20 protein-coding genes are annotated in these 17,481 nt (G+C 56.3%); 16 read left to right on the top strand and 4 right to left on the bottom strand.

Translation table 11 applies throughout. The annotated features are described in order from the left end of the window. Window positions 1-25: 25 nt before the first annotated feature. Genes JFT58_RS21490 through JFT58_RS21520 form a run of 7 tightly spaced genes read left to right on the top strand, consistent with a single transcriptional unit; the run spans window position 26 to window position 7,418 of the window. On the top strand, window positions 26-1,195 hold the full coding sequence (locus JFT58_RS21490) for a phage tail sheath protein (protein ID WP_198834585.1): 1,170 nt from the start codon (window positions 26-28) through the stop codon (window positions 1,193-1,195). 57 nt (window positions 1,196-1,252) lie between these two features. Further along, window positions 1,253-1,768, top strand: coding sequence for a phage major tail tube protein (locus JFT58_RS21495; RefSeq protein ID WP_014717552.1), 516 nt, complete (start codon window positions 1,253-1,255; stop codon window positions 1,766-1,768). Between the two features lie 48 nt (window positions 1,769-1,816). Continuing rightward, entirely contained in the window at window positions 1,817-2,152 is a 336-nt protein-coding gene (locus tag JFT58_RS21500; protein WP_198834586.1) for a phage tail assembly protein, read from the top strand. A gap of 8 nt (window positions 2,153-2,160) precedes the next feature. Continuing rightward, complete coding sequence (locus JFT58_RS21505; RefSeq protein WP_019818212.1) at window positions 2,161-2,280, top strand: GpE family phage tail protein; 120 nt, start codon at window positions 2,161-2,163, stop codon at window positions 2,278-2,280. Continuing rightward, the gene (locus tag JFT58_RS21510; protein ID WP_198834587.1) at window positions 2,270-5,707 is read left to right on the top strand and encodes a phage tail tape measure protein; all 3,438 of its coding nucleotides are present in this window, start codon (window positions 2,270-2,272) and stop codon (window positions 5,705-5,707) included. Before JFT58_RS21505 ends, JFT58_RS21510 begins: the two co-directional genes overlap by 11 nt. A 5-nt stretch (window positions 5,708-5,712) precedes the next feature. Continuing rightward, window positions 5,713-6,153, top strand: coding sequence for a phage tail protein (locus tag JFT58_RS21515; protein WP_198834588.1), 441 nt, complete (start codon window positions 5,713-5,715; stop codon window positions 6,151-6,153). Continuing rightward, window positions 6,150-7,418, top strand: coding sequence for a phage late control D family protein (locus tag JFT58_RS21520; RefSeq protein ID WP_198834589.1), 1,269 nt, complete (start codon window positions 6,150-6,152; stop codon window positions 7,416-7,418). Before JFT58_RS21515 ends, JFT58_RS21520 begins: the two co-directional genes overlap by 4 nt. A 26-nt stretch (window positions 7,419-7,444) precedes the next feature. Here the strand turns inward: JFT58_RS21520 and JFT58_RS21525 are convergent, their stop codons facing one another. From JFT58_RS21525 to JFT58_RS21535, 3 genes are all read right to left on the bottom strand, one after another. Beyond that, window positions 7,445-8,620, bottom strand: a complete 1,176-nt coding sequence (locus JFT58_RS21525; RefSeq protein ID WP_198834590.1) for a hypothetical protein — start codon at window positions 8,618-8,620, stop codon at window positions 7,445-7,447. Further along, entirely contained in the window at window positions 8,610-9,686 is a 1,077-nt protein-coding gene (locus JFT58_RS21530; protein ID WP_198834591.1) for a nucleoid-associated protein, read from the bottom strand. Before JFT58_RS21530 ends, JFT58_RS21525 begins: the two co-directional genes overlap by 11 nt. A 322-nt stretch (window positions 9,687-10,008) precedes the next feature. After that, on the bottom strand, window positions 10,009-10,479 hold the full coding sequence (locus tag JFT58_RS21535) for a helix-turn-helix domain-containing protein (RefSeq protein WP_233095425.1): 471 nt from the start codon (window positions 10,477-10,479) through the stop codon (window positions 10,009-10,011). A 38-nt stretch (window positions 10,480-10,517) separates the two neighbouring features. Between JFT58_RS21535 and JFT58_RS21540 the strand changes: the two genes are divergently transcribed. From JFT58_RS21540 to JFT58_RS21580, 9 genes are all read left to right on the top strand, one after another. Beyond that, window positions 10,518-10,766 (top strand): hypothetical protein, encoded by a 249-nt coding sequence (locus JFT58_RS21540; RefSeq protein WP_198834606.1) that lies wholly within the window; start codon window positions 10,518-10,520, stop codon window positions 10,764-10,766. Window positions 10,767-10,806: 40 nt separating this feature from the next. After that, window positions 10,807-11,280 carry a YmfL family putative regulatory protein gene (locus JFT58_RS21545; RefSeq protein WP_014717543.1) on the top strand — a complete coding sequence of 158 codons (474 nt, stop codon included), beginning with the start codon at window positions 10,807-10,809 and terminating at the stop codon, window positions 11,278-11,280. After that, a complete protein-coding gene (locus JFT58_RS21550) occupies window positions 11,277-11,579 on the top strand; it encodes an ogr/Delta-like zinc finger family protein (RefSeq protein WP_054919910.1) in 303 nt (100 codons plus the stop codon). The genes JFT58_RS21545 and JFT58_RS21550 overlap by 4 nt, the downstream gene beginning before the upstream one ends. Beyond that, entirely contained in the window at window positions 11,576-11,950 is a 375-nt protein-coding gene (locus tag JFT58_RS21555) for a hypothetical protein (RefSeq protein WP_106117866.1), read from the top strand. The genes JFT58_RS21550 and JFT58_RS21555 overlap by 4 nt, the downstream gene beginning before the upstream one ends. 70 nt (window positions 11,951-12,020) lie before the next feature. After that, window positions 12,021-12,266 (top strand): hypothetical protein, encoded by a 246-nt coding sequence (locus JFT58_RS21560; RefSeq protein ID WP_014717540.1) that lies wholly within the window; start codon window positions 12,021-12,023, stop codon window positions 12,264-12,266. A gap of 11 nt (window positions 12,267-12,277) precedes the next feature. Then, window positions 12,278-15,076 (top strand): toprim domain-containing protein, encoded by a 2,799-nt coding sequence (locus tag JFT58_RS21565; RefSeq protein WP_198834607.1) that lies wholly within the window; start codon window positions 12,278-12,280, stop codon window positions 15,074-15,076. Window positions 15,077-15,138: 62 nt separating this feature from the next. Continuing rightward, entirely contained in the window at window positions 15,139-15,450 is a 312-nt protein-coding gene (locus JFT58_RS21570; protein WP_032803372.1) for a hypothetical protein, read from the top strand. A gap of 58 nt (window positions 15,451-15,508) precedes the next feature. Further along, on the top strand, window positions 15,509-15,775 hold the full coding sequence (locus tag JFT58_RS21575; protein ID WP_198834592.1) for a hypothetical protein: 267 nt from the start codon (window positions 15,509-15,511) through the stop codon (window positions 15,773-15,775). A 217-nt stretch (window positions 15,776-15,992) separates the two neighbouring features. Next, window positions 15,993-16,268, top strand: a complete 276-nt coding sequence (locus tag JFT58_RS21580) for a pyocin activator PrtN family protein (protein WP_198834593.1) — start codon at window positions 15,993-15,995, stop codon at window positions 16,266-16,268. Here JFT58_RS21580 and JFT58_RS21585 read toward each other — a convergent pair. Next, window positions 16,243-17,394, bottom strand: a complete 1,152-nt coding sequence (locus JFT58_RS21585; protein WP_169918520.1) for a site-specific integrase — start codon at window positions 17,392-17,394, stop codon at window positions 16,243-16,245. The genes JFT58_RS21580 and JFT58_RS21585 overlap by 26 nt on opposite strands. Window positions 17,395-17,481: the final 87 nt, after the last annotated feature.

A 17,481-nucleotide genomic window follows, 5' to 3' on the forward strand; every position in this document is an offset into this window, starting at 1 on the left:
TTCCATCACAGCGCAGGCATAACCCATGGCCGATTATCTCCACGGCGTGCGGGTCATCGAACTCAACGACGGCACCCGCCCCATTCGCACTATTCCCACCGCAGTTATCGGCATGGTTTGCACGGCTGAAGATGCGGACCCACTCGTTTTCCCTCTGGACACGCCCGTCCTGCTCACCAACGTGCAAACCGCCGTCGGCAAAGCCGGCGTAAAGGGCACCCTGGCCGCGAGCCTGCAAGGCATCGCCGACCAGACCAAGCCCTACGTCATCGTGGTGCGGGTCAAGGAAGGCGCCGACGAAGCGGCCACCACTAGTGCCCTGATCGGGGGCACCACACCCAACGGTCAATACACCGGTATGAAAGCGCTGCTCGCCGCCAAGTCCCGCGTGGGTATGGCGCCACGCATTCTCGGCGTGCCTGGCCTGGACAATTTGCAGGTGGCCACCGCCCTCGGAGCCATTGCCAAAGACCTGCGCGCCTTTGCTTACGTCAGCGCCTGGGGCTGCAAAACCAAGGAAGAGGTGGTCGCTTACCGCGCGAACTTCGGCGCCCGCGAAATGATGGTGATTTGGCCGGACTTTCAGAACTGGGACACCGTCGCCAACAAGACCGCTACTGCCTCGGCCGTGGCCCGAGCGCTTGGACTTCGCGCCCTGATTGATCAAGAGACGGGCTGGCATAAAACCATATCTAACGTGGCCGTCAGCGGCGTGACCGGTATCAGCGCCGACGTGTTCTGGGATCTGCAAAACCCGGCCACGGACGCGAACTACCTCAACAGCAACGACGTCACCACCCTGATCAACGCCAACGGCTTCCGCTTCTGGGGTAGCCGCACCTGCAGCGATGACCCGTTGTTCGCCTTCGAAAACTACACCCGCACCGCGCAGATCCTTGCGGACACCATGGGCGAAGCGCACATGTGGGCCATTGACCGCCCTATGCACGCCTCCCTGGTGCGCGACCTGGTCGAAGGGGTGAACGCCAAGATGCGCGAGATGAAATCCCAGGGCTACCTGATCGGCGGCAGCTGCTGGTACCCGGACGACATCAACACCAAAGACACCCTCAAGGCCGGCAAGCTGTGGGTGGACTACGACTACACCCCCGTGCCGCCGCTTGAAGACCTCACCTTCCGCCAGCGAATCACCGACCGTTACCTGATCGACTTCGCCAAGGGCATCAACAGCTAAACCGGGCCTCCCCGCGAGGGGAGTTCACCCTGAACCCGTATCCCGGAGATCACCGCCATGGCAATGCCTCGCAAGCTCAAAAACCTCAACCTGTTCAATGACGGCAACAGCTACCTCGGCTTGGTGAAGTCCCTCACCCTGCCCTCCCTCGGTCGCAAGATGGAAGCCTATCGTGGCGGCGGCATGAATGGCCCGGTCAAAGCTGACCTGGGCATGTCCGACGACGGCATTCAGTTCGAATGGAAAACCGGTGGCCTCGATCTGATCTCTCTGCGCCAGTTCGGCGCCGTCAGTGCTAACAGCGTAGCCCTGCGCTTCTCTGGCCCTTACCAGCAAGACGACACCAACGAAGTCAGCAACGTGGAAGTGGTCGTGCGTGGCCGCCACGAAACCATCGAGATGGGTGACGCCCAGCCCGGTGAGGACACCGAGCACTCCATGACCACCACCTGCAGCTACTACAAGCTGACCGTGGACGGCGAAGAAATCATCGAAATCGACCTGCTCAACTTCGTCGAGAAGGTCAACGGCGTGGACATGCTGGAGAAGCACCGCACCGCCATGGGCATCTGACCCACCCCTCAATCGAGCCTCATCCTTTAATCACCAGGAGCAACTCCCATGAAGAACGAAACCACCGAACAGCCCGACGTGCAGCATCTGGCCGACAACAACACCGTCACCCTCGACACGCCAATTCGTCGCGGCACCACCAGCATCGAAAGCATCACCCTGCGCAAGCCGAACTCCGGCGAGTTGCGCGGCGTGAGCCTGGTGGAGTTGCTGCAGATGGACGTCGGCAGCTTGATCAAGGTTCTGCCGCGCATCAGCTCGCCGAGCATCACTGCCGTCGAAGTCGCCGGCATGGACCCGGCCGACCTGCTGGCCTTGAGCAGCAAGATCTCTGGTTTTTTGTTGCAGAAGTCGGCGATGACGGATGCATCCCTCGTCGCGTAGAGGACGCCATGGCCGATCTAGCCGTGGTTTTTCACTGGGCACCGGCTGATATGGATCGGCTGGGCCTGCAAGACCTGATGGACTGGCGCGAGCGCGCCAGGGTGCGGAGTTCCAACGATGGGGAATGATCTGAGACTTCAGGTGCTGCTCAGCGCCATTGATAAGGCCACAGGTCCCCTGAATAAAATCACGGGCGGCAGCAAGGAAACAGCCCGCGCCCTCAAAGCCGCCCGTGACCGCCTGAAAGAACTCAACACCCAGCAACGCGACGTCAGCGCCTGGCGTGAACTGCAAGCCGCAACCCGCGCGACATCCGAGGCGCTCGCCGCCAACAACACCAAGGTAGGCGAACTCGCCCGCGAGACGGCCAAAGTACGGCAGCAGCTCGCGCCGACCCAGGCGCTGTTCGACAAGTCCCGGCAGAAGGTTGACGCGCTCAAAACCAGTCAGACCGACCTCAAGCGCGAACTCACCGGGACACGCAATGCCCTGGGGTTGATGAGCGACGAACACCGCCAATCCGCCAGCCAGATCGCCGCGCTCAATGCCGTGATGCAGAAGGGCAATGCCCTGACCCGAGCGCAGCACGACGAATACACCCGCCTCACAGCCGCCCAGCGCGAGCGCAAGACCCAGCTGGACCAGCTCGCAGCCAAGGAAAAGACCCTGGCTGACCGGTTCACCCTGAACAACGCGCAGTTGCGCACCAGTCGCGCGGGCCATGCCAGTCTGCGCGACGAGATCCGCCGCCTGGAAACCCCGTTCAAGGACCAGCTCGCGCTGCTGAAACAGCACACCGCCGAGTCGAAACGCTTGGGCGAGCAGTACGGCCAGCAGCAAGTAAAACTCGGCAACCTCGGCGTACAGCTTAAAAACGCCGGCATCAGCACCAATGCCCTGGGCGCACACGAGTTGAAGCTCAAGCGCGATATCGACACCGCCACCCAGGCCATGAAATTGCAGATGGACCACCTGGATGCGTTGAAGCGCAAGCAGGACAGCCTGGCAAAAGCGCGTGCCGCCTACGACAAAACCCAGAGCCTAGCTGGCAGTGTTGCTGTATCCGGCGCCGCTAGCCTTGGCGCGGGCTACGCCGCCAGCCGCCCCGTCGTGTCGGCCATCAAAGCCTTTGCCCCGAATGAGGACTCTGCCACGCAGCTCAAAGTGTCGATGATGGGCGACACCGGCAAGGTCTCTGCAGACTTTCAAAAGATCACCGATCTGGCGACCAACCTGGGCGACCGACTGCCAGGCACCACAGCCGACTTCCAGAACATGATGACAATGCTCCGACGCCAGGGCCTGAGCGCGCAGAGCATTCTCGGCGGTACCGGTGAGGCTGCTGCCTACCTCGGCGTGCAGTTGAAGATGCAAGCCACGGACGCGGCGGAGTTCGCTGCCAAGATGCAGGATGCAACCCGGACTACCGAAAAAGACATGATGGGGCTGATGGACACCATCCAGCGTGGGTTCTACGCGGGTGTGGACCCAGGCAACATGCTCCAGGGGTTCAGCAAAATCGCGCCTGTCATGGACGTCATCAAAAAGTCAGGAATCGACGCGGCCAAGGAACTTGCGCCGCTGTTGATCATGATGGACCAGGCCGGCATGGAAGGTGGATCAGCGGGTAACGCATTCCGCAAAATCTTTCAGGCGGGTCTCGATCAAGACAAAGTTGATAAAGCTAACAAAATTGCAGCGGGTGCAAACAAGGGCGTATCGCTCAAGTTCACGAACGACGATGGCAACTTCGCTGGGCTGGAAAATCTCTACGCGCAAGTAGAAAAGCTCAAGGTTCTGAACGATACCGACCGCACTGCCGTGATCTCCAAACTATTCGGGGATGATGCTGAAACGCTGACTACCTTGAATACGATGATGAACAAAGGGTTGGTCGGTTACCAGGAGGTGCAGCAGAAGCTGCAGAGCCAGGCCGATCTGCGTACCCGCGTCAACGAGCAGCTGGGTACCCTAACGAACGTCATGGAAGCTGCCGAGGGCAGTTTTACCAATGCCATGGCGGAGTTTGGCGCCGCAGTTGCTCCCGAGCTAAAAGAGCTGATCAATACGCTGGGCGAACTTGCCAATGGAGTCGGTGCCTGGGCGCGCAAAAACCCGAAGCTGGCCGGCGGCCTGGTCAAGGTAGTGGCGGCTGTAGCAGTTGCTGCCGTAGTGTTCGGCACATTGGCGTTGACCATGGCAAGCATGCTCGGCCCCTTCGCAGTACTGCGGTATGGCATGGCGCTGTTTGGCATTCGCTTGGGCAGCATCAAAGCTCAGTTGATCGGCACCCGTATTGCTGCTGCCGCCGCCGGTACCGAGGTCGGCCGGATGGGCAGAATCTGGAAGACGGTCACAGCCAGTCGTGCCGCTGGCGGCATGATGAGCGTTATCCCTACGTTAGTCAGCTCCGCGCGGATTGCTGCGGTCAGCGTATTGCCAATGCTCGGAGGCGCAATCAGCGCGGTAGGCGCAGCCATACTTGCTACACCGGTCGGGTGGCTGATCGCCGCTGTCGCTGGCCTGGTCGCCATTGCAGCGCTGATTTACAAATACTGGAAGCCGATTAAAGGGTTCTTCCTCGGCTTCTGGCAGGGACTCACTGAAGCCCTGCAGCCGCTCCTTGCCGGGTTTGGTAAGTTCGGCGGGCTGCTGATCAGCCTGGCGAAAGCCGCCTACTCCATTCCGATTATCGGTTTCGCGTTGCGCCTGCTTGGCAGCATTGTCCGCCCGTTGTTCAGCATGATCTCCTCCGGCATCAGTGGAGTGATCGGTTGGTTCACCGACCTGCTGAAACCGGTCGAAGACGTCGGCGGTGCAGCACAGTCGATGGGCCAGCGATTTGGCGCGGCCATCGGCAACATGCTCATGACCCTGCTGCAGAGCATCGGCTCTATCGCAACCGGCGCAGTCAACGTGTGGACCACCATCAAAGCCAGCTTTGACCAGGGCCTCGCCGGCATCCTGCAATTGATCACCAACTTTAGTCCGCTTGGCTTGTTCTACCAGGCGTTCGCCGGGGTGATGAATTACTTCGGCGTAGAGCTGCCGGGGAAATTCACCGAGTTCGGCGGCATGATCGTCAACGGTCTGGTCAATGGCCTGACCGCAGGGCTCGGCGCTGTGAAGGGCGCTATCAGCTCCATCGGTGACTCCAGCATCGGTTGGTTCAAGGAAAAACTAGGCATCCACAGCCCGTCCCGCGTGTTTGCGGAACTTGGCGGTTTTACAATGGAAGGGCTGACAAAGGGCCTGGAGGGTGGACAGAAAGGGCCGCTCAACGCCTTGTCGAGCATGAGCAAACAACTGACCGCCGCCGGTACTCTGGCGCTAAGCGCAACAGCCATGCCGGCGTTGGCTGTCGATGATCGCCCGCCGATTAGCAGTACCGGCACATCGACGGTTTACGACAGTCACGACACCTACCAAATCACCATCGCTGCTGCGCCTGGCATGGACATGCAAGCCATAGAGAAAAGCCTGCGCGCCATGCTCAACAAGATTGAAAACGAGAAACGCGCCCGTCAGCGCAGCAAGTTATCGGACCGGGATTAATCACCATGATGCTCAGCCTCGGCATGTTCGTGTTCAGCCTATCAACCCTCGCTTACCAAGCGCTGCAGCGCCAAACCAATTGGCGCCATGCCAGCAACAGCCGCGTCGGTGCACCACCCGCGCTGCAATTTGTAGGCCGTGGCGACGATACCATTACCCTCCCCGGCATCATCCTTCCGGAACTGGCCGGTAGCGTGCTCAGCCTGGACGCTTTGCGGTTGATGGCGAACACCGGCAAGGCCTGGCCGATGGTCGAGGGCACCGGCCGGATTTACGGATTGTGGGTGATCGAGAGCCTGAGCGAGACCAAAACTGTGTTTTTCAGAGAGGGCACGCCACGGCGCATTGAGTTCACCCTTACGCTCAAGCGTACCGATGACGACCGTATCGACCTGCTCGGCGCCGCTACCAGCACCGGGCTCAACATTCTGCGGGGGCTGCTGTGATAGAGGCCGCGCTGTCCAAAGTCACCGGTTACCTCATGAATACGGCGGAACGCTTCGTCCGGGACGCGGCCTATCCTGTTCCGGCCTTCCGTCTCACGGTGGACGGCAACGATATCGCCATGAAGGTGAGTCCGCGGCTGATGAACCTGGATCTAACCGACAACCGTGGCGTCGAGGCCGACCAGCTCACGATCACATTGAGCGACCATGACAGCATGCTGTCGATACCGCCAAAGGGCGCAGTACTTCGCTTGTGGTTGGGCTGGAGCGACACCGGCCTGGTGGACAAGGGCACCTACACCGTCGACGAGACAGAGCACAGCGGCGCGCCGGATGTGCTCAGCATCCGCGCTCGATCAGCAGACCTGCGCAAAGGGCTGAAGACCAAGCGCGAGCGCAGCTGGAGCAATACCACGCTGGGTAAAGTCATCGGCGATGTCGCCATGGGAAACAACCTCACCTCGACCGTGGCTGGCGCGCTTGGTGCGTTGCCGATCCTGCAGCTTGACCAAGCCAACGAATCGGACGCCAACCTGATCACGCGCCTGGGCGAAGAATTCGATGCGGTGGCCAGCGTGAAGGCTGGGTGTTTGCTGTGCATCCCTGCAGGCGGCGGCAAGACCGCCAGTGGGCTTCCCCTGCCTCACATTACCCTCACACGCGCCGACGGCGATCAGCACCGCTACCTGCAGGCGGATCGCGACAGCTACGACGGGGTGCGCGCCTATTTCTACGATGTGCATAGCGCCACGAAACAGGAAGCGATTGCCGGCGGCGGCGAGAACCTCAAAGACCTGCGCCATACCTACAGCGACCAGCAGTCAGCGCTGAGGGCTGCAAGGGCCGAGTTTCGACGCCTGCAACGCGGCAGCGCCACGCTCAGCTACACGCTCGCGATGGGCCGGCCGGATCTGATCCCCGAACTGACCTATACGCTCCAGGGCGTTAAAGCGGAAATTGACGAGATCATCTGGTACGGCGGCAACGTGCAGCACAACCTGAGCCCGGATGGCGGCTACACCGTCAGCCTGGAGCTGGAGAGCAAGTTGCCGGAGGACAATGTTGAAGACCTAGCAGAAGAGAACCACGGAAATTACACGGGGATCGTTGCTTACTACCACGATCAGAAAGACGGGAAGGAAAAAACAGTCACGGCGGGGGGCCAAAGTAAGCCAAAACGGCTACGGTGGTTATATGCCTCGCAACAGACGGCCAAACGGGCAGTAGATCGCGAATGGGTGCGGACAAAATCCAGAAGTGAATAGGATGGACTTGTTAGAATCGTCCATCATTATGAAAACAGCACATCATACAATGGCCGCGTGTGAACTATATAAAAAACCAGGGAAATAATCACCACTAAAATAGTCAGTACCGAAATCATAAAAATAGCGCCAAATTGAAAGGTCAGTCGAGAACAGATCGCCTTAAAAACACTTTCATATGCTTCTGGCGTTGACTCGAAACGCTTTTGGAAAACATTCTGCTGTCGCTTAACGTCAGCCTCGATTGTATTTAAAGTTAACTTCTGATTTAGAAGCAGCCCTCCCAACAACAAGCAAAATATTATAGAACCAAACAAAATCACCGTATTAATCGCAAATTGCGCATCAAGGCTATTTGTCTTCTTGATTTGACTTAAAGCAATAAACGTTGCTACCGGAATACCTAAAAGCTGCGTTTGAATCTCCGAAATAGCTTTATGAAGTCTTGAAGTTGTATCCAACTTAAAGGTATGAACCTCTTCTTTAGCTTTCTCATAAGTAAAATCAGTAGAGAAAAGGTTATATCCAACCTGCGCTCTCTGATACAGCTCCCTAAGATTATTAACCAAATAAGAAAACCGCCCATCTAATGGGACAGCTTCAGTCAACTCAATCACCGTCTCAGCTAAAAGAGATTTCTTTTGCTCTTCATGCAGGCTCCCACTCATCAAGCCATGCAAGCTTTCCATCGCTGCAATATCAAAATCACAGACATCCTGAAAGTTATACTTAACAGAAACTTCAAATTTTCCGTTTTTATAGAAAATTAACTTCTCATTCTTATCATCAAGATAATAAGCACTTCCTTCCAAAACCTTTATCAACTGCAATAACGACCTGTAGCGTTCAACAATAGGAGGAAGCACCAAATCTCTTGAATAAAAATCATCCTTCTTAAGGTAAAAATGATTTTTTTCTTTTACAAAAACACCCGACTTTGAGAGGTACTCTTTAAAGTCTGCGGCCAATATCCCCAACCCTACTCTAGGGGACTTCACCTGAAGTTCTATAGCGCTCCCTACAACTATTGACTGAAGGCTTCCCGAGTATGAAAAGCCGGAATCAGGCAAAGCATCATCATCATCCAAAATAAGTAAAAGATTCTGTTTGATTTCGGCATCGATAGGCAACAGGTATGTAGACCCTTGCAATTTCTGCATAGCTCTATATATAGGCAATAAATGCGCAAAATCAAGCCTCATCTTCTTCTTCGTCTCTATGTTCTTTTATCATCCGATCAAGCAGTTCACTCGGCAACTGTGTGATGGTCAGGGAGCCGCTTTCTTTGTCGAATAATATTTCCTTCGACTCCAAAGCTAGTCTATCAAAATCTAGACGCCAGTGCTTCGACTTACCGCTAAACTTCACCAACCTATTTAGTGATCGTTTATCAGGAACAAAACCGTCAGAGATATTGGTCTCGGACTCAGAAACAGCGACAATCAATTCTTCAGGATTTTCTGGCCATAATTCGTTCGAAAATGGCTCAAGCTCAAATGGACGATCAATATCCGCATACCCTTTACATATGGTATAAGCCTTACGTAAAAACTCGCTTTTCACTTCATCCGACATTTCTTTATCTTCGGCGAATAGCTCGAGAACTTTAGTAAGAGACCGCGTCTCCGCTGCGGCCGCGACAGAGTTGTTGCAACCAATAAAAGCTTTGAAGAAACCCGAAACCTTATCCTGCCCCTTGCCTTTTAAAAAACTAAGATATTTTTCCGATTTAGCACGCCACTTTGTAAGGTTTACGCGGCCAGCCAAACGAAACCCTTTTATGTCTAAGTGGGTTGAATCAATAACCTCTTTGTCCTTCAACGCCGTGCCCAGCTCATCATTTAAAATAGCGACAATAAAATAATCGTCATTATCGCTAGGTGTATTCCTAGTAAAGTGAGCGAAAAAAACATGGCCGCCTGGAGAAGCTGTACGTTGAGCTTCCCGAATCAGAGTTCCTGACATATTTAGAGATGCTAATACAAAATCAGGGACTGGAGCCTCGCAATAATCCCTTAGAAATTTGCTGACCGGATAATTTTCTTCATCCTCTTCAAATTTACCGTGTTCTTTACCTGCCTTCGTTACATAGAGATGGGCAAGCTGATCTATAAGGCGCTGAACTGTCACACTAACTTCTAGTGTAGTATCTCTAGGATCCAGCTCAAACTTTCCTTCTTTTTTTGTGACGGTGTGAACGATGACTTTATGGATTTTATTTTCAATTGACTTTATCGCGTCAGCGTCTAGAGCATTTACCATATTCATTCAACCACCTTATTATATGAAGTCCATCTTCGCCACACCGATCCGGCCAACTACTTAAGACGAAATCTTGCTCCATGACTTAGCGCTATCTAAAGCTAGACTTTTAAATAGAAAGTTCTCTCTGATCTGGCTAATACCAATAAGTGCTGACGAAGAATCCAGATCATACAAATCATCAACGAGTATTATTTTCAGCATGGATCATGTCCTTATGATGTTGTAGGAGTTTGGATTGTGCGGCCTAATTGGCCCACAAACCGACCTGAGCGGAGTGGATCACTTGGCTTCACTGCCTAACAGACCCGTTCTTAATGGGTACAGATTATGCTGGCCGTTTGGTATCGGCAAGGGCTTCAGTCAAATCCTTGAGACGCTGCTCAACATCCATTAAGCGTTTCTTTTCCTCAGCAGCGCTTTGTATCTCTCGCTTACCCGCCTCCCCAAGCGAGCGGAACAGCTCAAGAATGGCCTCCTCCTGCTGATTAGCAGCTTGCTTTTCCGATGATTCAGCCGAAACACCCAGAAACATAGAGCCCTCGCCTGTCAGCAACCAATCCAGACTTATACCCAAATGGGTGCGTATAGCAGCCATAGCCTTTGCGTTGGGTTCACGCTCGCCCAAAAGGTAGTTCTGAAGCGTCCTGTAAGGGATCCCCACTACCTCTGAGGCTTCCTTAATAGACATGCCTCTGTCGTCGATAACGCTGCGCAGGCGAGCGGCTATACTCATTTTTTCATATAATCCAATTGACGCACCCGTTTTGGTGCGTATACTGCGAACAAACAGGTACATCTTAACCAACTAGGAACACTCGAACCATGAGCCAAGCCATGGAAAAACGCCAGGTCCAAGCGCGACTGATCGAGCGCGGTAGTAACTTCCGTCAGTTCGCCCTAAGCCATGGCTATGAGGTGCGCACAGTGACGCAAGTCGTTCAGCGTTGGGCGGGCAACAACAAGCTACCCCGTGGCAGGTTGACGTTCCAAATCCTACGAGACCTGTCTCGGATGATCGGCAAAGAAATAGTGCCGGGAATCCTCGCGGAAAGCGCCGAGCAAAACTCAGCACCGGCTATGTGAAACGACTGTAGGGGCGATGACTCCAGGGAGAAACCAGAAGATGAAACGCCCAGTTCTAGCCACCAAGCGCCAGGTAATGAGCGCAGTGATAAACGACTACGAAGGTGGCCGGGAATGCGCTGCAGCCCGCCTTGGATACGAACTCAAGAAGTTCGATAACCACATCTACGAAAACGCCGGCAGTCGGCCCCTGAGCGATGAACAGATTCATCTGTTAGAGCAGGACATGGGCACCACCTACCTGCCGGAATACATCGCGGCGATGTACGGCGGCATGTTCGTCCCCCTCGCCAAGCCTGAAACACTCGACAATGTGGACCTCTACAACCGTTCAGTGCGTGCAGCAGCCAAGCGCGGTGTGGTCGACCAGATCATTGCGAAGGCACTGGACGACGGCGTCATCGAGCGGGACGAAGCCGAGGCGATTTTGCGCGCTCACAGCCATTACATGGCGGCTCGTCACTCCGAAGTCCTGGCAACGATTCTGCTGCACAGCCGGGGGCCAAAGCATTGAGCACCTACAAGCTGGTCTGTCCCTGCTGCGGCAGCTCGATGCGCATTCGTACCTCCGAAGGGCAGACGCCTTGCTTCCGCTCAATGTATTCGGAATGCACCAACCTGCTGTGCGGCGCCACGTTTTCCGGCTCTTTGGTTTGGGAATACCAGCTGAGCCCATCAGGCATCGAGCGCCCCCTTACCGTTCTGCCCATGGCGCCCACCAAAGTGCGCCTCCTTGCTCGACAGAACCTCACGGCAAAGACCGATCAACCCGATTTGCTGGATCAACTGGAAATGGAGGCCGCACCTGTATGAACACGATCACCCTGACTACCAACCCTGCCAGTGACTACCGTGCCGCGATGCAACAAGCGGCCGTGGCCTATCTGTACCGTCACCGCTGCGAGCATCTTGCCGGCGACAGCCAGCTTTTAGAGAACTGCACACGGTACTTGACCCAGTCGCTTGAAGTGCCCACGCACCTGGTGCAGCGCATCGCTGAACTGGCGGTGGCCGAGTTCGAAAGCATGACCTGCAAGCGTGTGGCCTGGTTGGGTATCCATCCCACCAGCGGCCCTTTCCGCCCGGTGATCTTGCTGCTCGACAACTGCACCCAACAGCGACATCCCGTTTCAGCACGCTTGCTCCCCACACGCCTGCTGCTGACACGCAACCTCCCGCACTAATCCAAAACCCTCCCTGTTAGATGCCCGCACCGCGTGGGTAGGGGAAATTTGCAACTTACTGGTGGCCGAAATGAGCAAAATCACCATAAAACTGGAGCTGGACGAACAACAGGCGCAGCACTACCTGTTGTGGTTGACCAGTCAGTACGAAGTCACCATGGCTGATATTTGGTACTCCGACCGCTACCGGAATGTGCCAAGTGGTCAGCGGGCGCCGAAGGTGCTTGAGGACTTGCCCTACCTGGCAGGCATCTGCAAGACGCGCAGCGAGCTGAAAAAACAGCTCGTCGTCACGGTCGCGGAGCATGTGCAGTGATTCGCAAGCCCATGGAAGACAAGATCCGCGCTGATGTTCTTCAGCGCCTGGAATCTGATTACGGCCTTCAGCACATGAAAGGCACGCATTACATGCGTAAGGGCACCTGCCCGCAGTGCAATCAGAAACGATTGTTTTCGCGCCACGATGAACCCTGGTTCATCCGCTGTGGCCGCGAGAAAAATTGCCGGTACATGGCTCCCACCAAAGAGCTTTACCCGGACCTGTTCGACGATTGGAGCAAGCGTGCACCGGCCACCCGAGACGAGCCTGCCGCCAGTGCAAAGGCCTACCTGACATTTGCCCGAGGTTTCCGCGTTGAGCTGATAGAGGGCTGGTACACCCAGGAAAGCTACTTTGATCGCGACCTGAATATTGGCTCTGCCACCGTGCGCTTCCCTCTGGAACACGGCGGGTACTGGGAGCGCTTGATTGACCAACCGTCACGGTTCGGTAAGAAGAAAGCCCGCTTCCAACCACTCAAGAGCTACAGGGGGCACTGGTGGTGCCCGCCGTGCGTGGATCTGCTGCAAGTAAATGAGCTGTGGATGGTTGAAGGCATCTTCGACGCCATAGCGCTCATTCAAAACGGTATCTCTGCGGTTGCGGCGCTGTCCTCAAACGCCTTTCCAGAGGAATCGCTCAAGGCCCTGATCACCGCTCGCGGCGGTAAAACCCCGAAGCTGGTTTGGGCTCTGGATAACGAGCCAGGCGCTCACAAGTACACCCGTATGTGGGTCAACCGTGCCCGCGAACTCGGTTTTACCTGCGAGGCTGCTCAGCTGTCACAGCCTGACGCCCGCAAGGTTGACTGGAACGATCTGCATCAACGCTGGGCGTTTATCGACGACGAAAAAGCCCGCGCTGATCGCATCGAAAGTGACTTGAAAGAAGCCCGCCACCAGGGCGCCCTGCTGATCGCAGAAAGTGCCAGCGACAAGGCATTGCTCATGTACCAGTGGCGTGAACGGGAGGAATTCCACTTCTGTTTCGACTCCCGCCTGTACTGGTGGAAGTTGGACCTGGCGAAATACAACAACGCCAAGCAGGCCCTCGAAAAGAGCGATGGCCACGAAGCCCAAACACTCAATGAAAAGCAGCTGCGGGAGAAGGCACTGAACGTCGCCGGCTGCGTCGTCGAGATCGCCAACTGCTACCCCAAAGCCCTCTATTTCCAGCGCAACGAGATTACCGACGAGTCCTGGTACTTCTTCCGCGTCGACTTCCCGCACGACGGCGGCTCAGTGAAAAACACCTTCACGGGCGGACAGGTCGCCGCTGCGAGCGAATTCAAAAAAAGACTTCTCGGCATGGGTGCCGGAGCCGTGTTCACCGGCAGTGGACAGCAATTGGACAAACTCATGAAAGACCAGCTTTTCGGCATCAAGACGGTTCAGACCATCGACTACGTGGGCTACAGCAAGGAATACCACTGCTACGTGTTCAACGACGTCGCCATCCGTGAAGGCCAGGTGATCCACATTAACGAGGAAGAGTTTTTTGAGATGGGCAAGTTGAAACTCAAGACTCTGCAAAAGGGTGTGAAGATCGATCTTGAAAAGGATGGCAAAAAATACGATGACCAGTGGCTTGGGCTTCTGTGGCAGTGCTTTGGTGCCCAGGGCATCGTGGCGTTGACCTTCTGGTTTGGCTCGCTGTTCGCCGAACAGATCCGAGGTCGGTACCAGTCGTTTCCTTTCCTTGAGGCCACTGGCGAGGCCGGCGCCGGCAAGACCACGTTGCTAACGCTGCTATGGAAACTCGCGGGCCGCGACGGATACGAAGGGTTTGACCCGTCCAAATCCACCAAGGCCGGCCGCAGCCGCTTGATGGGCCAGGTCTCCGGCATGCCCATCGTGCTGTTGGAGTCAGACCGTAGCGGTGACGACAAGGCCCACGCCAAAACCTTCGAATGGGACGAACTCAAGGATTACTACGGCGGCGGCACCCTGGCGACTAAGGGTGTGAAAACCGCAGGTAACGAAACCTACGAACCGCCGTTTCGAGGCACCATCGCCATCAGCCAGAACGCCTCCGTAGTGGCTTCAGAGGCGATCATGACCCGCATCGTCAAACTGCACTTTGTGCGACCCAACGTCACCGCTGAAAGCCGCGCGGCGGCAGATCGGCTCAACGCGCTAGAAGGTTCGACACTCAGCAACTTTGTGCTGCAGGCCGTGCGTAAAGAACTGGAGGTGATGGAACTGTTCGGCCAGCGGGTTGCGGGCTACGAGGCGAAGTTGCGCAACCTGCACTCCCATTGCTTTGCCTGCGACACCCCATTCAAAGACGAGCATGGCGAATGTAGCCATTGTGGCAACAAGCTGCGGGGCTACATCCGCGTGGAGCGGATCAACAAGAACCACGCCCAAATGCTCACCCTGTTGGACTGCCTGTGCATGGTGGTGCCGCTCACCAGCGCACAGGTCGAGCACACCCGCTCGCAGATCATCCGCATGGCAATTGAGCGCCAGGCCTCGATCAGCTCCGACCATCCGGTGGTGGCTGAATTCTGGGAAGTTTACGAATACCTGGAAGGCCTGGACGCCGATGGCCCGGTGGTCAACCACAGCAAGAAAGACCACGTGATCGCCATCAACCTCAACGACTTCGTGAAGTGCGCGGCAGAAAACCGGCAAAAAATCGCCGACGTCAGCGAGCTGCGCGAGCGCCTGAAGGACTCCCGCTCGCGGAAGCTGCTCGACGTCAACAAGGCGACCGACAGCGCGGTACGGGCTCACCAGGCCAGCAAGACCAATGCTGTCGTCACGAAGCAACCCATCGTGAAGTGCTGGCACTTCCAGGCCTGATTCATCAACGGCAATACCTGCCAGGCGCTGCAACGTCTGACACCACCCAAAGGAGAAGCACCATGCACGTACAAGTCATCGCAAGCGGCGGCCAAAACGGCGCAACGAACCGTCACAGACATATCGAAGAACTGAGGGATTGGTTTGGGGAAAGCTCAAAAGTCATTCACGCCGAGGCCTATGCGCCTGACGACCTGGTCAAAATTCTAGAAGTTAGCGCGGCAACCGATTTTGAAATTCTGGTGCTGGAGTGCAGCCCCGAGCAAATCGTGGCCGTCCTGCTGTGGCAGACAGAAACCGAAGAGGTTGCCGAACTTGAAAATGTGCTTGTGCACCTGGTGCGCAAGCAAAAAACAACCGGCGAAAGCCAGTAAGAAGGTGGTGCCGAGGGGCTGCAACCCCTCGACACCGACCACCCAAAGGAGAAGCACCATGCAAGTGAATCAACCCCAAGGCGGCATCGCAGAGGCTACCACAACCCCGCTCGCTGTCGGCGACACGGTCAGCTACGTCGCAATGAGCGGCGGTGGTCGAGAATACCGCCTCAGCGCTCGTACAGGTGTGATTGAAGGAATTTATGAAAACGTCGCCACACTACGCACTGCCAACGGCCGGAGTGTTACTCAATCCCTGGACAAGCTGACACCCGACGGCCAACCCAAAGCACTGACAAGAATGTTTATGAGGGGCCAGCCATGAGTTCAAGCCCTCGCACTCGCCCGCCGTTAGCCGGTTACCGTCTGGACTTGCCCAGCCGCTGCGATATCTGCGGCAGAGCCCGCTCAAAGGGAAAGCACGAGGCATGTAGTCGAATTCGCCAGCAGAGCAAGACGGCGGAATGGGCCGCATTTATGGCAGAGCGTGAAGCAGCCAAGCAGAAAAAACGGTGTCGATACGCGCACCTATGAGGATAGTCATGAACACAGCATTTATCCTGATGGCTCAGTACGACGGCCAAGCGATTATCTCTCTGGAGGAGGTGTGCCGGGATTACTTCACGCACCTGACGCCGGACATGTTCCAGCGCAAGGTGATGAGTGGTCAGATCAAGTTGCCCATCACCCGCCTGGAGCCCAGCCAGAAGTCGGCCAAGGGCATCCACCTCACCGACCTGGCCGCGTACCTGGACCTACAGCGCGCAGCCGCGGTTAAAGAGCACAACCAGCTCAACGGGATAAAACACGCCGTTTGAGCCACTTCTGCGATGCGGCGCCCAGTTGGACGGGCGCCCTCAGAATCTTTTCGTGCCACTCCCAGCCCACATAGCGGTCGCCCCGACCGCGAAGGTGGGTGTAACGCCTCATTGAATTCCAATCCCTGTGGCCGGAAACGCTCGCCACACGCGGAATATCCCAGTCCATTTCGAACAGGCGGCTAACACCTTCATGCCGGAGGTCGTGGAAGTGCAGATCCGCGATGGTCAAAAACTTGCAGGCTTTCGTCCAGGACGTTGAGATCGACTCAGGGCTGTAGGGGAAGATGTCTTCGCCGGCCTTCGGCATCGTCTGGAGGATGTGCCACGCCTCGTCCGGCAGGTAACACCAAACATCGTTGCCGATCTTCTGCCCTGGGTTTTTCATGTCGCGCACCAGCACCCGCTGGCCAGCCTCGTCTACGTCTGCCCAGCGAATTCGGGTTATTTCATCGAGCCGGCGCGTGGAGAACAGGGCGAAGCCCACGACCTTCAGCATATTTATGACGGTCGGGCGCCTCACCTGCATGGCCTGGTAGTGCGTCAGCACCCGTCCCAGCTCATCCAATGTCGGCCGGCGGTCACGCTCACGGCTTTTCAGGTTGTAGCCCAGCTTGCGCAACACACGCCGCGCACCGCCCATGGCGAGCGGATCGACCTGGTAGCCCCATGCGTCCTTGGCAATTGCCAGCACTGCGCCCAGGTGCGCTAGGTCATTGCCAGCGGTTTGCGGCTGAACGCCACCGCCCTCCCCGCTCATTCGCCAAAGTGCATAATCGACAAGGCACTGGGTGTTGATATCCGTATCGGTCAACTTGCCCAGGTAAGTCTCGCCAATTGCATTGAGTGTGGCGCGCTTAGTCTTGCCCAGCGGCTTGGCTTTCTCCACTTCGACCAGGTAGCGATCGGTCATATCTTTCAGCGTGGCACCCTTTCGGTTTGCGCGCTCAATCGCACCAGGCTCATCCAGCTCTGACCCGCGCTTGCGTGCCCAAGCCTGGGCGGCCTGTTTTCGGGCGAAGGTCTGGCTCTCTTGGTAGACTTGCACTCCGTCGCGCTTGATGCGGATCTGTGCCGTGTAGCTCACAGTCCCATCCGCCAGTTTTCTTGCCCTGATAGTCGCCATATTGAAAGTGGTACGCGTCAGTTTTGAAGTGGTACATCGTACCACCGAGCCTTTAAAAACGCCTGAAAACGCCCGAAAACACGCCAA

It is taken from the genome of Pseudomonas sp. MF6767 (genome assembly GCF_016405475.1).
Lineage (GTDB): Bacteria > Pseudomonadota > Gammaproteobacteria > Pseudomonadales > Pseudomonadaceae > Aquipseudomonas > Aquipseudomonas paracarnis.